Below are 13,221 nucleotides of genomic sequence, written 5' to 3' on the forward strand. Positions count from 1 at the left end.
GGCGCGTGAGGTCGTCGGCAGCGTCGGATGTGTATAGGGGTGTGGGGATGGGGTCAGGCTAGTCCCCTCCATCGAGTCGATCCATAACCTGATGGGTACGGATTGATATGTTTGGCGTATGGTTAGTCTGGAGTGAGAGCGTGACGACCAACGGTCGTCACCGACCAGTGCTTACAGGTGCAGCCACTCCAGGCCTTCGCCGCGGCGGTAGTACACGGCCACGGCTTTGCCATAGACCTTGTCAGCATCGACGAAGCCGAAGAAGCGGCCGTCGAAGCTGTTGCCGCGATGGTCGCCCATCACCAGCAGTTTGCCGTGCGGCACCACCACGCCGTCCACGTCCGGGCCGCCGCCCATGTCCAGGCCGAGCTGCGCGACGCGGCTGCCGAACTGTTCGGCGGCCGGGTTGCCGGCCTGCTGCAGCGGCTGGCCGTTGATGCTGAGGTGGCCGTTGCCCACGTCCACGCGGTCGCCGGCCACGGCCACCACCCGCTTTATCAGCCGGGTGCCATCGGCGGGGGAGTCGAACACCGCCACTTCGCCACGCTGCGGCGCGCCCACGTCCAGCAGCGGGTGCTGGGTGAACGGCAGGCGCAGGCCATAGGCGCGCATGTCCACTACCACGCGGTCACCCGGTTCCAGGGTGGGTTGCATCGACCCGCTGGGTACCACGTAGTGGTTGGCCAGGGTGTCGCGCGCGGCGGCCAGCAGGCCGAGCATCACCAGCAGCGGCAGTGCTTCTTTCTTCAGCCAGTGCAGCGCGCGTTGGGTAACGGGAGGGCGGGCGATGGCATCCATGGCGAAGCTCCGGGAAGTGTGGGCAGTAAGACCATGGGAAGGTCGGTTCGGTTCCTCACGGTCGCTACGGAGATTTTACGTGCGGTCGCGGCGCACGCCATGGAGGCTTTACGGGCGGTGCGCGCATCGTGTGCCTACCGCGCCTCGGGCGCTTGCTTGTGGTTGCTGCGCCATGTCGATCTTCATCATTCGTGGCCCGGAAGCATCCGGTGCCTTGATCCGCACCGCCGAGCCGCTGCCCGCACTAGTGCTTAAAACGCTGGTGCACCGCGCGGTGGATGCCGGTACCAGCGTGGCGATCCGTGCCTGCGGGTCCGAGCAGGAACTGCTGGATGCGCTGCGCGTGGCCGACCATGCACGCGGCGAGGTGACGCTGCTGGATCCGGGTGCGTGCGCGCACAGCATGCGGCTGCAGCGGCTGCTGCCGCACCTGCATAACGCATATGTGGAAGTGCACGACGACGGCGCTGTGGCGGAGCCGTGGTTGCCCGATGGCATAGGCCAGCGGCTGGGAATCGCAGCCGGGTACGGGGCGCAGAGCTACGTGCTTGCGCTGGACATCGCGCTGGATCACCTGGGCCTGGCCGAGCGCGCCGAGCGCGTGCACGTAGGAACGTGAGCCAACACGGAAACCGGTAGCGCCGAGCCATGCTCGGCGAGCGCCAAGCGCGGCCTGTGTCAGGCACCGCGGTGCCGGAACGGAAAGCCGCCGAGCACGGCTCGGCGCTACCAGAGCCGGCACCGAATCACAGTGCCAGCACGCAAACCGGTAGCGCCGAGCCATGCTCGGCGAGCGCCAAGCGCGGCCTGCGTCAGGCACCGCGGTGCCGGAACGGAAAGCCGCCGAGCACGGCTCGGCGCTACCAGAGCCGGCACCGAATCACAGTGCCAGCGCGGAAACCGGTAGCGCCGAGCCATGCGCGGCGAGCGCGAAGCGCGGCCTGCGTCAGGCACCGCGGTGCCGGAACGGAAAGCCGCCGAGCACGGCTCGGCGCTACCAGAGCCGGCGCCGAATCACAGTGCCAGCACGCAAACCGGTAGCGCCGAGCCATGCTCGGCGAGCGCCAAGCGCGGCCTGCGTCAGGCACCGCGGTGCCGGGACGGAAAGCAGAACGGCGGGGTTTCCCCCGCCGTTCGTTCAATTCACTTCAGGCCGCGGAACTCAAGCAGCGGTTCCACCGACGGGTCCTTGCCGCGGAAATCGCGGTAGAGCTGGCTCAGCTCCACGCTGTTGCCGCGCGACAGCACCTTGTCGCGGAACTGCTGGCCGTTGGCGGCGGTCAGGCCACCGTTCTCCTTGAACCACTGGAACGCATCGTGGTCCAGCACTTCAGCCCAGAAGTAGGCGTAGTAACCGGCCGAATAACCGCCACCCCAGATGTGATCGAAGTAACTGGTGCGGTAACGCGGCGGTACCTGGGCCAGGTCCACGTTGAACTTCTTCAGCGCCGCTGCTTCGAACTTGCCCACGTCCTGCAGCGGTGCATCGGCCTTCTGGGTGTGCCAGGCCAGGTCGAGCAGGGCCGCCGACAGGTATTCGGTGGTGGCGTAGCCCTGGTTGAAGCTGCGTGCCTTGAGGATCTTGTCGACCAGTTCCTGCGGCATCGGCTCGCCGGTCTTGTAGTTCTTGGCGTAGTTGGCGAAGACCTTCGGGTCCAGCGCCCAGTGTTCGTTGAACTGCGAGGGGAACTCGACGAAATCGCGCGAGGTGGCGGTGCCGGCGATCGAGGGGTACTTCACGTTGGAGAACATGCCGTGCAGCGCGTGGCCGAACTCATGGAACAGCGTGGTGACGTCGTCGAAGCTCAGCAGCGCCGGCTGGCCCGCGGCCGGCTTGGTGAAGTTGCACACGTTGTAGACCACCGGCTTGGCACCGGTCAGGCCGTCCTGTTCGACGAACACATCCATCCAGGCGCCACCGGACTTGCTGTCACGCTTGAAGTAGTCGGTGTAGAACAGCGCCAGCGAGGTACCGTCCTTGTCGAACACCTCATACACCTTCATGTCCGCGTGGTAGGTCGGGATGTCGGTGCGCGGCTTGAAGGTGATGCCATACAGCTGGGTGGCGGCGTAGAAGACGCCGTTCTGCAGCACGTTGTCCAGTTCGAAATACGGCTTGATCTGCGACTCGTCCAGGTCGTACTTGGCCTTGCGCACCTGCTCGGCGTAGAAGTCCCAGTCCGAAGCGGCCAGCTTGAAGCCGCCCGACTTTGCATCAGGATGCTGCGCATCGATGACCTTCTGGATGTCCGCTGCTTCGGCGCGTGCCTTGGCGGTGGCGGCCGGCACGGTGTCGGTCAGCAGCTTCAGCGCGGCAGCCGGGGTCTTGGCCATCTGGTCGCCGAGGTTGTAATCGGCGTAGGTGGCGAAGCCGAGCAGCTTGGCCTTCTGCGCACGCAGCTGGGCAAGGCGCTGCACGGTCTGCTGGGTGTCGTTGGCATCGCCGCGCTGGGCACGGGTTTCCGATGCCTCCAGCACGGCGGCGCGCTGTTCGCGGTTGCTCAGCGAACCGAGCACCGGCTGCTGGGTGGTGTTCTGCAGGGGCAGCAGGAACTTGCCTTCCAGCTTGCGCGCGGTGGCATCGGCGGCGGCGGTGGCGATGGCGTCTTCGCTCAGGCCGGCCAGCTTGGCCTTGTCATCCACCACTACGGCGGCGGCGGCAGTGGCGGCGACCAGGCGGGTGTGGAACTGCGTGGACAGCGTGGTTTCTTCCACGTTGAGCTTGCGCAGGCTGGCCTTGTCGGCGTCGTTGAGCTGCGCACCTGCGCGCACCAGGCCGTCGTAGTAATGCTCCACCAGGCGGGTCTGCACTGGATCCAGGCCGAGCGAGGCGCGCTGGTCGTACAGCGACTTCACCCGTGCGAACAGCTTCGGGTCCAGGTTGATCTCGTCCTGGTGGGCGGCCAGTTTCGGCGCCACTTCTTCCTGGATCTTCTGCCGCGCATCGTTGGTATCGGCCTGCACCAGGCCGAAGAAGATGCGCGAGACGCGGGTCAGCGTTTCACCGCCACGCTCCATCGGCACGATGGTGTTGTCGAAGGTGGCCGGCTCGCTGGAATCGGCGATGGCGCGCACTTCGGCCAGGTGCTGGCGCATGCCTTCTTCGAAGGCCGGCAGGTAATCGCTGTCCTGGATCCTGTCGAACGGTGGCGCCTGGAACGGCAGCGTGCTGGCACTCAGCAGCGGGTTGGTGGAGGCATCGGCCGGCTGCTGGGCCGGGGCGTTCTGGGCTTCGGACACGGGGGTGGACTCCTTGCCGGAACAGGCAGCCAGCGCCAGGCTGATGGCGGCGGCCAGGATGACGGTACGCGACATGCAAAAGGCTCCTCGGGGGGCGATCAGGACTGACCGCCAGCCTTCCAGCCTACTCCCACGGCGCTGCGGCGGCATGTGCCGGACGTGGCGCCTGCGCTGCCGCGCTGTGGCCGCTCAGACGGTGCCGCGGGTCTTGCCGATCCACGGGCGGTAGTACTCGCGGATGCTGGCCATGTCGGCCGCGTCGTTGCCGGTGGCATGGAACAGCGGCCCGAAGCCAATGGTCTTGTCCGGGTAATGGAAATACGCGGCAAGGATCGGCACGTCGGCCATCCGCGCGATCTTCAGGAAGCCGGCCTTCCAGTGGGTCACCTTCTTGCGGGTGCCTTCCGGGGTGATCGCGTACCACATCTTTTCCGAGCGACGGATCACCGCCACCGCCTGTTCCACCGTGCCCTGCGGCGAGCTGCGGTCCAGCGGGATCACCCCCAGCTTGCGCAGCAGCGGGCCCAACGGCCACCAGAACAGGGAGGCTTTGCCCAGCACGCGCACGTCCAGGCCCAGCGCCAGCTTCACCGCCATGCCCCAGTACCCATCCCAGTTGGACGAATGCGGGGCGATGATCATCACCACCTTGGGCACGTCGGGCAGGGTGCCGACCACCTTCCAGCCGCGCAGGCGCAGCGCACTGCGCGCGATCCAGCGGATGAAGGCATTCGGCTTGACCTGCGGCATGTTCGGCGGCACGGGTGGCAGCAGCGGCGAAGGATGGTTCAAGGCTTACTCCCAGTTGCGGGTTGTGCGGCCGCGCTTGACCTGCGCGCGGCCTTTCTTGGCGTCCAGGCGACGCAGGGTCGACCCGTAGGTTGGTTTGGTGGCCTTGCGTGGCTTGGGCACGCTCAGCCCTGCCCGGATGAACTCGGCCAGCCGCTCGCGCGCATCCTCGCGATTGCGGTCCTGGGTACGGAAACGCTGCGCGTCGATGACCAGCACGCCTTCGCCGGTCACGCGCCGGTCGCGGCGCACCAGCAGGCGCGCACGCAACGGCTCGGGCAGCGACGGCGAGCCGGCCAGATCGAAACGCAGCTCCACCGCCGTCGATACCTTGTTGACGTTCTGGCCGCCGGCGCCACTGGCACGCACGAACCGCTCGACGAGTTCATCGTCGGGGATCACAAGCTGTGCGGAGATGACCACTGGACCAATACCCATGGGCCCATTGTAACGGTAGCCGGTGACGGTTGGCTGTCGGTATCGCGAGGCGTTCCACCACGATCAGGTCCCCAACACGTCGCCTTCGCCAACGCGGGCGGTATGCTGGCGGCATCATCCCCAAAGGACGTCCGCATGATCCGCATTTCCCGCCGCCTGCACCGCACCGCCCTGCTGCTGGCGCTTGCCCTTGCGTCCGTTCCTGCGCTGGCCGCACCGCCCACCGACGGCGACATCAACCGACTGCTTTCGGCCTCGCGCGCGCAGGCCATGCTGGATTCGATGCTCCCGCAGATCGAGACCATGCAGCGCCAGCAGTTCGAACAGGTCACCCAGCAACGCCAGCTGACCCCGCAGCAGCAGGAGCAGCTGCAGCGGATCCAGGCGCGCACCGCGCAGACCCTGCGCCAGGCATTGTCCTGGCAGCAGCTGCGGCCGATGTACGTGGACCTGTACAAGCAGACCTTCAGCAAGGAAGACGTGCTGGCGATGGCCGAGTTCTACGAGAGTTCGGCCGGGCAGAGCCTGCTCGACAAGACCCCGGCGCTGATGCAGAACGTGATGGTGGCCATCCAGGCGCGCATGCAGCCGCTGTTCGCGGACCTGCAGAAGGACCTGGAAGCGATCGTCAACGAGCCGACGAAGAAGTAACGGTGTGTGACCGTAGGTGGGTGACGACCAACGGTCGTCACCCACCAATACCAACGGTCGTCTCCCACCAGGTGCGGGGTCGTCCCGGGTGACGGCCAGCGGCCGTCACTACCGGGGCGAGCGCCCTTACTTGGCTGCCTTCACCGGGTTGCCGTCGGCATCGATGATGCTGACTTCGCCGAGGTTCAGCGCGCGGACCGGTGCTTCGGTCTGCTTCAGGTCACCGACCACCACCCAGGTCAACGATTCCGGCTTGATCGCCGCGGCTGCCTGCTGCACCTGCGCCGGGGTCATCGCTTCGATGGCCGCCTTGCGCTGGAACACGTAGTCGTCCGGACGCTGGAACTGCACCAGGCTGCCAATCGTGCCCAGCACCGAACTGGCCGTCTCATACGCACCGGGCAGGCTCAGGGTCTGGATGTTGCGGATGCGCTGCACTTCAGCGGCGGTAGCCGGTTTCTTACCGCTGGCGAACTCGGCGATTTCCTTGCGCATTTCCGCCAGCGCCGGACCGGTCTTGTCGATCTGCACCGGCGCCATGGCCATCCACGGCCGCTGGCCGACGGTGCTGCTGGCGCTGCTGCGGGCGCCGTAGGACCAGTGCTTTTCCTCGCGCAGGTTCATGTTCAGGCGCGAGGTGAAGTCGCCGCCCAGTACGCCGTTGGCGATGTCGAAGCGGACCGAACCTGGATCCACCGAAGACGGCACCACCTGGCCGGCGAACAGGTTCGCCTGCACCGCACCGGGCTGGTCGATCAGGAACACGCGCGGGCTGGTCGGCACGGCAACATCAACGGCCGCCTTGACCTTCGGTGCCGGGCCTTCGCTCTTCCAGTCGCCCAGCTGGCGGTTCAACAGCGGCACGATTTCCTTCAGCGTGGTGTCACCGACCACGATCAGGGTGCCCTCTTCCGGGCGCAGCCAGTCGCGGTGGAAATCGACCAGCTCATCGCGGGTCAGGCTGGCGATGGCCGCCTCGTCACCGCTGCCGGTGAACGGGATGGCATACGGGTGACCCTTTCCGTACAGCAGCGGCGGCAGCACGCGCATCGCCGACGCAGTGGGATTGGCCTTTTCCTGCGCGATGCCGGCGATCCAGCTGCCCTTGACCCGGTCGATCTCCGATTGGTCAAAGCGCGGCTGGCGTAGCAGCGTGGCATACAGGCCCAGCGACGGCGCCAGGTTCTCCTTCAGCGCGGACAGGTCCACGGTGCTGAAGTCCAGCCCGGCCGACGCACTCAGGTCCGCACCCAGCGCGTCGGCGGCGTCGGCGAAGGCCAGCGAACCGAGCTTGCCGGCGCCTTCGGTCATCAGCCCCATCGCGAAGTTGGCGGTGCCCGGCTTGCGGTCCTGGTCTGCACTGAAGCCGCCCGGGAACTGATAGCTGAACTGCACCACAGGGATTTCATGGCGCTCGGCCAGGATCACCCGCGTGCCGTTCTTCAACGTGGCGCGCTGCAGTTCGGGGAACTTGAGTTCAGGGAACTGCCGGGTCTGCGGCACGCCGGTGCCACGGTCCACCTGGGCCGGCAGGGTGGTGTACTTCGGATCCACGGCCGGCACTTCAAACGGCTTCGGGCTCTGCGAGGCTTCTTCTTCCAGCGCCACGCGCGGGCCCGGTTCCACCACCAGGGTGTGGCTGCCGGTGCCCAGCCACTTGCCGCCCACCGCGCGCAGGTCAGCGACGCTGGCGCCATCGATGTTCTTCAGCGAATCGCGGAAGCAGCCCGGGTCGCCGGTGTAGACGGTGCACTCCGCGAGTGCGTCGGCCTTGCCGCCGAAGCCGCCGATGCGCTCGATGCCGCGGATGAAGCTGGCACGGAAGGCGGTCTTGGCGCGGCTGAGTTCGTCGGCCGACGGGCCTTCAGCAACCAGGCGGTCGATCTCTTCGTCGATGATCGCTTCCACGCGCGCCGGGTCGACGCCCTGCTTCACCGTGGCCATCACCATGAAGTTGGAGCCCAGCTGCGAGGCATAGGCGCCGGCGCTGATGTTGTCCACCAGCTTCTCTTCGTGCTCCAGGCGCTTGCCCAGGCGCGATGACTTCGCCCCGCCCAGCACCTGGCCCAGCAGCTGCAGTTCGTCGATGTCGCGGGTGCCGACTTCGGCCACGTTCCAGGCGCGGTAGATGCGTACCTGCGGCACCTTGTCGGTCATCACTTCGCGGCTGTCGGCGGCGCGCTGCGCCACGTCCACCTTCGGCTGCGCCATGCTCGGCCCGGCCGGGATGCTGCCGAAATACTGCGCTGCCTTTTCCTTGGCCGTGGCCAGGTCGATGTCGCCGGCCAGCACCAGCACCGCGTTGTTGGGGCCGTACCAGGTCCGGAACCAGGTTTTGACGTCATCCAGCGAGGCCGCGTTGAGGTCGTTCATCGAGCCGATCACGCTGTGGTGGTACGGATGGCCCTTCGGATACAGCGCGCGGTTGAGCTGGGTCCACACCTGCCCGTACGGCTGGTTCTCGCCCTGGCGCTTTTCGTTCTGCACCACGCCACGCTGCTCATCCAGCGCGGCCTGGTCGATCGCACCGAGCAGGTGGCCCATGCGGTCGGACTCCATCCACAACGCCATGTCCAGCGCAGTGGTCGGCACGTTTTCGAAGTAGTTGGTGCGGTCGGTATTGGTGGTGCCGTTCTGGCCGGTGGCACCGACCTGCTTGAAGGGCTCGAAGTACTCGCCGTCGTGGTTTTCGCTGCGCTGGAACATCAAGTGTTCGAACAGATGCGCGAATCCGGTGCGGCCGGCGGGTTCATCCTTGCTGCCCACGTGGTACCAGACGTTGACCGCCACGATCGGCGCCTTGCGGTCGGTGTGCACCACCACGCGCAGGCCATTGGGCAGGGTGAACTGCTCGAAAGGAATGTCGACCTTGGCCGCTGCGGCAGGCTTGGCCAGCAGGGGCGCGGGCGCCAGGCCGCCCAGCGCGGTGGCGAGGGCCAGTGCAAGCAGGGCAGTGCGCGGGCGCAGAGGGGAGGTCATTGCTGATCCTTGGTCATCCAGGTGGAGGCCGATCCTACCGTGTGCGCCCGCACAGCAGCATCGGCCAAGCGTCACGCGCTGAAAGCGACCGAACCCGAGATCTTCCGCATGGCCAGCTGTTGTCCGGTCGCATCGGCGCGGACAAGTGTCCGGACACGGACACTGCGGGTCTTTCTAAATCATTGAATCATAAGCTTTAAAACTTGGCACGGCGATTGCTCTATTTACCCCGCAACCCGAAGCGACCGAAATGAAACTGACTGCACGCTGAACCAAACTGGGAAACTGAAGATTGTTCTTGCAAGCCCAGTTTTGGTGTACTACCTTACTACCACACCACCGACCACACACACTAAACAGGCCCTGCCATGAACACCAAGATCCTCGCCATCGCCATCGCCCTGATCGCCGGTACTGCGGTTGTTTCGCCGGTGCAGGCCGCCCCTTCCATCAGCACCCTGCAGACCGTGCAGGTCCGCCCGGACGCCGAACAGCTGGCCCAGCAGGCCTGGGAGCGCAGCAGCCGCATCCCGACGCTGGCTGCGGTGCAGGTACGCCCCAGCGCCGACCAGCTGGCCGGGATCAACGGCCAGGCCATCGCCTCTTCTGCGGCGATGCCGGTCACCACCCTGGCCGCCGTTGAAGTCCGCCCGAGCCTGGAGCAGAAGGTCGCCCTGGCCGCCGAACTGCAGACCGAGCGCTACACCGTTGCCCTGACCAACGCAGCCACCGCGTTTGCCAACAACGTCATCGTCAACCTGCCGGTGGTGCATGTGCGTCCGACCCAGGCCGACCTGCAGGCACTGGCGCTGGAAACCGCTTCGGTCCTGGTGCGTCCGTGAGCGAGCTGCACATGCTGATCGTTGTGATACACCCCTCGACATACCCCTGAACGCCGGGTCCCCTTACCCGCAAGGACCCGGCAGGCCGCCAAGCACCGCGCCGCGCATTACACTGCGTTGATGAGCCAGGTTCCCACGTTCCACGTCGTGCTGTTCCAGCCCGAAATTCCGCCCAACACGGGCAATGTCATACGTCTTTGCGCCAACACCGGCGCGCAGCTGCACCTGGTCGAACCCTTGGGTTTCGCACTGGACGACAAGCAGCTCAAGCGCGCCGGCCTGGACTACCACGAGTATTCCCGCCTGCAGGTTCATCCGGACCTGGAAACGGCATTGGCCCGCATCGCACCGAACCGGTTGTTTGCCCTGAGCACCCGCGCCAGCGTCCGCCATGACAGCGTGCCGTTTGAAGACGGTGATGCGTTCCTGTTCGGCCCGGAGAGCCGCGGCCTGCCGCAGGACGTACTGGATACGCTGCCCGATGGCCGCCGCCTGCGCCTGCCGATGCGACCCGGCAACCGCAGCCTCAACCTGTCCAACACGGTGGCAGTGGTGATGTACGAGGCATGGCGCCAGCACGGGTTCGCCGGCGGGGCGTGAGGTGGGGTCGAACGGGTGAGACCCCCTCGCGGGTGGCTGTTGTTGGGTTGCTGCTGGGGGTGGGCCGTGCGGTGGGGCTGGTCGGGGGACGGCAAAAACTGCGTCCATGCGGGCCTCGTTTCGCGCCATCCATGGCGGGTCCACGCCATCGCATTCCCGCTGCCGCTCCCACGCTTTGCTGCGCAAACCGCGGGCCCCGTCTCACCATCACCCACACCCCGCCGCTTCGCGGCCGCCCCTGACTCAGGCGCTCCCTCCACCCGAAATGGCACGGCGCCCTGGTAGCGCCGAAGGCAGCGGCAGGAGCCGCTGCCAACGTCGCTTGCGACGGCCCGCAGGGTGCCGGTCAGGACGATCGGCATAGCCATGCTCGGCGAGCGCAGCGGGCCGTTGGCGGAAACATTCCGCCGACCATGGGTCGGCGCTACCAAGGCCCCCGCAGACCTGTCGAAGGTGGGGCGGAGTGGCTGTGCAGGACCGTCTTTTCGCACGGATGCGAAAAGCGAGCCTCCATGGACGGATTCACGGCGTGTCCTGCACAGCCACCCCGCCCCGCCGACCCAGCAACCCTGCAGCTTTTGCCGTTGCCGTTGCCTGAATGCCGCGCGCAAGCGAAAAAAACACCCTCAGAACGCGTTGATGCCGGTCAGTTCGCGGCCTATCACCAGCTGGTGCACCGTCTCGGTGCCTTCGTAGGTGATCACCGATTCCAGGTTGAGCGCATGCCGTATCGCGGCATGCTCGGTGGTGATCCCCGCAGCGCCCAGCAGGTCACGGCACTCACGCGCGATGTCGATCGCCATCCGGCAGTTGTTCCACTTGGCCAGGCTTACCTGCTGCGGCTGCAGCCGGCCCGCCTCCTTCAGCCGGCCCAGCTGCAGGGCCAGCAGCTGTGCACCGGTGATCCGCCGGGCCATGTCGGCCAGCTTGACCTGGGCGCTCTGCGTGGCCGCCAGCGGCCGCCCGAACAGTTCGCGTTCGCCGGCGTACGCCAGCGCCTCGCGCAGGCAGGCACTGGCCGCGCCGATCGGCCCCCAGCTGATGCCGAACCGCGCCTGGTTCAGGCAGCCCAGCGGGCCCTTCATGCCCACCACCCCCGCCAGCCGGTTGGCCTCCGGCACGCGGACCTGGTCGAAGAACAAGGCGCCCGTGGATGACGCCCGCAGGCTCATCTTGCGGCCGATGTCCTGCACGCTGAATCCCTCCATCCCGCGCTCCAGTACGAAGCCCTGTACACCGTCTTCGGTCTGCGCCCAGACAATGGCCAGGTCGGCGATGGGCGCATTGGTGATCCACATCTTGCTGCCGTCCAGCCGCCATTGGTCACCGTCGCGCACCGCACGTGTCTTCATGCTGGAAGGGTCCGATCCGCCATGCGCTTCGGTCAGGCCGAAGCAGCCGATGACTTCACCGCGAGCCATCGCCGGCAACCACCGCAGGCGTTGCGCTTGGCTGCCGTAGGCGAAGATCGGATGCATGCACAGCGAGCTCTGCACCGACACGAAACTGCGCAGGCCGGAATCGCCGCGCTCCAGTTCCTGGCAGATCAGCCCATAGGCCACCGCGTCCATGCCCCCGCCGCCGTATTCCACCGGCAGGGTCGCGCCGAGCAGGCCAAGTGCTGCGATCTCCGGCACCAGTTCAGCGGGAAAACGCGCCTGGTCGAAGCAGTCGCCGATGATCGGCAGCACGCGCTGGTCGACGAAGCGCGCCACGCTGTCCTGCACGGCGCGCTCTTCTTCGCTGAGCAGGGAACGGACATCGAACAGGTCGCAGGGATCAAGTCGCATCGGGTGCACCAGGTGGGCCGGAATCGTGGTCATTGTGGTGGTGGCACAGTGCGGCGTCGAGGACGGCGGGCGCTTCCCGTACCAGCTGCCCGTTCATCCGCGTGCTTCCGCGCAGCCACTCCGGCACCCGCGATGCGGCAGCATCCAGCTGCTGTACGCGCGAGCTCTCTCCCCGGCGTGCCAGCGTCCATTGGCGGCCGATGGTGCAGTTGACCTGGCCGTCGCCGAAGTCGCCGATCAGATCGTGCCCGCCCACGACCCGGTCCGGATTATGCAGCGCGTGCAGGCTGCGCATCTGCTGATCAGCCAGCAGCGCGGCGCGCTCGCCCGCTTCGGCCGGGGCGATGCCCTGCCCGGCAAGCGCCTCACCGTGCGCAGCGGCCAGTTTGCTCCGCCACGAGCTGCGCGCACGTCGCGCAACCTGGGGATCGCGGGCACGGGGGTCGAAGCGCGCGCGCGCGCCGAGGTATTCCTCCACCGTCAGCGCGTTGAGACCTGCCTGCTGCCCGGCCAACTGACGATCCAGCTCGCCGAACTTGCCCTGGTCGAGCTTCTGCGGGGAGAACACCAGAAGCAGGCAGGTCATGCCGGCACCGGCCAGGCAATCCGCCACGCGTGCCAGCACCCAGACCAGGGCAAGGTGCGCCGACGTCAGGTGGCCACACCGTACCGGGTCCTGCCGCGCCGCCCTCTGGTCTACGCGGCCAGGCACCGCGTAGAACCCTGATGCGTCGCGGACCTGCCGGCGTGACATCGCGCATTCCTCTCATCCCACGGTCCGCTACAGCGTAGGAATAAGTGGCTGTTTCAGTGGGCGATGGCCTGCTCAGAACGCGCATCGTTCAAGACAAACGATGAAGGCGAACATTGGTGGCGATGCGCGCTATACCGGACGGCGTCAACGGTTCGCACACGACGTGGCGCACCTGCTGCATTGCAGCATCCCGGGCCCGCAGCGCGCGCCCTGCCATCGATGCAGCCCACATCGCGCCGGGCAACTGGCCGATCCGTCGGCCAGCCGTTAACCTGATGGATTCAAACATCCGTTTCGCCGTGGCAGCACGTGCGTTATTCCAAGGCAACCACCGCCCCTG

12 protein-coding genes are annotated in these 13,221 nt (G+C 66.8%); 4 read left to right on the plus strand and 8 right to left on the minus strand.

Annotated features, from left to right (window positions below; translation table 11 throughout):
- Positions 1-171: 171 nt before the first annotated feature.
- Positions 172-798 (minus strand): signal peptidase I, encoded by a 627-nt coding sequence (gene lepB, locus CXG43_RS18110; protein WP_101101499.1) that lies wholly within the window; start codon positions 796-798, stop codon positions 172-174.
- 172 nt (positions 799-970) lie between these two features.
- Between lepB and CXG43_RS18115 the strand changes: the two genes are divergently transcribed.
- The gene (locus CXG43_RS18115) at positions 971-1,417 is read left to right on the plus strand and encodes a 3-dehydroquinate dehydratase (protein ID WP_101101501.1); all 447 of its coding nucleotides are present in this window, start codon (positions 971-973) and stop codon (positions 1,415-1,417) included.
- Between the two features lie 524 nt (positions 1,418-1,941).
- On the opposite strand, the gene dcp is transcribed toward CXG43_RS18115, so the two are convergent.
- From dcp to arfB, 3 genes are all read right to left on the minus strand, one after another.
- Complete coding sequence (gene dcp, locus CXG43_RS18120; RefSeq protein WP_042614235.1) at positions 1,942-4,113, minus strand: peptidyl-dipeptidase Dcp; 2,172 nt, start codon at positions 4,111-4,113, stop codon at positions 1,942-1,944.
- Positions 4,114-4,227: 114 nt separating this feature from the next.
- Entirely contained in the window at positions 4,228-4,788 is a 561-nt protein-coding gene (locus CXG43_RS18125; protein ID WP_182656626.1) for a lysophospholipid acyltransferase family protein, read from the minus strand.
- A gap of 45 nt (positions 4,789-4,833) precedes the next feature.
- Entirely contained in the window at positions 4,834-5,265 is a 432-nt protein-coding gene (gene arfB, locus CXG43_RS18130; protein ID WP_042614237.1) for an alternative ribosome rescue aminoacyl-tRNA hydrolase ArfB, read from the minus strand.
- A 135-nt stretch (positions 5,266-5,400) separates the two neighbouring features.
- On the opposite strand from arfB, the gene CXG43_RS18135 reads away from it, so the two are divergent.
- Positions 5,401-5,916, plus strand: coding sequence for a DUF2059 domain-containing protein (locus tag CXG43_RS18135; protein WP_101101505.1), 516 nt, complete (start codon positions 5,401-5,403; stop codon positions 5,914-5,916).
- 126 nt (positions 5,917-6,042) lie between these two features.
- On the opposite strand, the gene CXG43_RS18140 is transcribed toward CXG43_RS18135, so the two are convergent.
- Complete coding sequence (locus CXG43_RS18140) at positions 6,043-8,895, minus strand: pitrilysin family protein (protein WP_101101507.1); 2,853 nt, start codon at positions 8,893-8,895, stop codon at positions 6,043-6,045.
- Positions 8,896-9,263: 368 nt separating this feature from the next.
- On the opposite strand from CXG43_RS18140, the gene CXG43_RS18145 reads away from it, so the two are divergent.
- Together CXG43_RS18145 and CXG43_RS18150 are read left to right on the plus strand one after the other, a co-directional pair.
- Positions 9,264-9,737: a hypothetical protein gene (locus tag CXG43_RS18145; RefSeq protein WP_101101509.1), complete on the plus strand. Its 474-nt coding sequence runs from the start codon at positions 9,264-9,266 to the stop codon at positions 9,735-9,737.
- A 120-nt stretch (positions 9,738-9,857) separates the two neighbouring features.
- Complete coding sequence (locus CXG43_RS18150) at positions 9,858-10,337, plus strand: tRNA (cytidine(34)-2'-O)-methyltransferase (RefSeq protein WP_101101511.1); 480 nt, start codon at positions 9,858-9,860, stop codon at positions 10,335-10,337.
- Between the two features lie 626 nt (positions 10,338-10,963).
- Here the strand turns inward: CXG43_RS18150 and CXG43_RS18155 are convergent.
- The 3 genes from CXG43_RS18155 to CXG43_RS19250 form a co-directional block, all read right to left on the minus strand.
- Positions 10,964-12,127: an acyl-CoA dehydrogenase family protein gene (locus tag CXG43_RS18155; RefSeq protein ID WP_101101771.1), complete on the minus strand. Its 1,164-nt coding sequence runs from the start codon at positions 12,125-12,127 to the stop codon at positions 10,964-10,966.
- Positions 12,117-12,713: a polymorphic toxin type 15 domain-containing protein gene (locus CXG43_RS18160; RefSeq protein WP_157825129.1), complete on the minus strand. Its 597-nt coding sequence runs from the start codon at positions 12,711-12,713 to the stop codon at positions 12,117-12,119. Before CXG43_RS18160 ends, CXG43_RS18155 begins: the two co-directional genes overlap by 11 nt.
- A gap of 256 nt (positions 12,714-12,969) precedes the next feature.
- Complete coding sequence (locus tag CXG43_RS19250) at positions 12,970-13,170, minus strand: hypothetical protein (protein WP_157825302.1); 201 nt, start codon at positions 13,168-13,170, stop codon at positions 12,970-12,972.
- Positions 13,171-13,221 lie beyond the last annotated feature (51 nt).

Source organism: Stenotrophomonas sp. Bg11-02 (assembly GCF_002836635.1).
GTDB lineage: Bacteria > Pseudomonadota > Gammaproteobacteria > Xanthomonadales > Xanthomonadaceae > Stenotrophomonas > Stenotrophomonas lacuserhaii.

Bases quoted from the DNA above. Each gene is read 5' to 3' on its own strand.
- CXG43_RS18125 (WP_182656626.1), bottom strand. From the start codon at position 4,788: ATGCCGCAGGTCAAGCCGAATGCCTTCATCCGCTGGATCGCGCGCAGT.
- arfB (WP_042614237.1), bottom strand. From the start codon at position 5,265: ATGGGTATTGGTCCAGTGGTCATCTCCGCACAGCTTGTGATCCCCGAC.
- CXG43_RS18135 (WP_101101505.1), top strand. From the start codon at position 5,401: ATGATCCGCATTTCCCGCCGCCTGCACCGCACCGCCCTGCTGCTGGCG.
- CXG43_RS19250 (WP_157825302.1), bottom strand. From the start codon at position 13,170: ATGTTTGAATCCATCAGGTTAACGGCTGGCCGACGGATCGGCCAGTTG.
- CXG43_RS18160 (WP_157825129.1), bottom strand. From the start codon at position 12,713: ATGACCTGCCTGCTTCTGGTGTTCTCCCCGCAGAAGCTCGACCAGGGC.
- CXG43_RS18140 (WP_101101507.1), bottom strand. From the start codon at position 8,895: ATGACCTCCCCTCTGCGCCCGCGCACTGCCCTGCTTGCACTGGCCCTC.
- lepB (WP_101101499.1), bottom strand. From the start codon at position 798: ATGGATGCCATCGCCCGCCCTCCCGTTACCCAACGCGCGCTGCACTGG.
- CXG43_RS18115 (WP_101101501.1), top strand. From the start codon at position 971: ATGTCGATCTTCATCATTCGTGGCCCGGAAGCATCCGGTGCCTTGATC.
- CXG43_RS18155 (WP_101101771.1), bottom strand. From the start codon at position 12,127: ATGCGACTTGATCCCTGCGACCTGTTCGATGTCCGTTCCCTGCTCAGC.
- dcp (WP_042614235.1), bottom strand. From the start codon at position 4,113: ATGTCGCGTACCGTCATCCTGGCCGCCGCCATCAGCCTGGCGCTGGCT.
- CXG43_RS18150 (WP_101101511.1), top strand. From the start codon at position 9,858: ATGAGCCAGGTTCCCACGTTCCACGTCGTGCTGTTCCAGCCCGAAATT.
- CXG43_RS18145 (WP_101101509.1), top strand. From the start codon at position 9,264: ATGAACACCAAGATCCTCGCCATCGCCATCGCCCTGATCGCCGGTACT.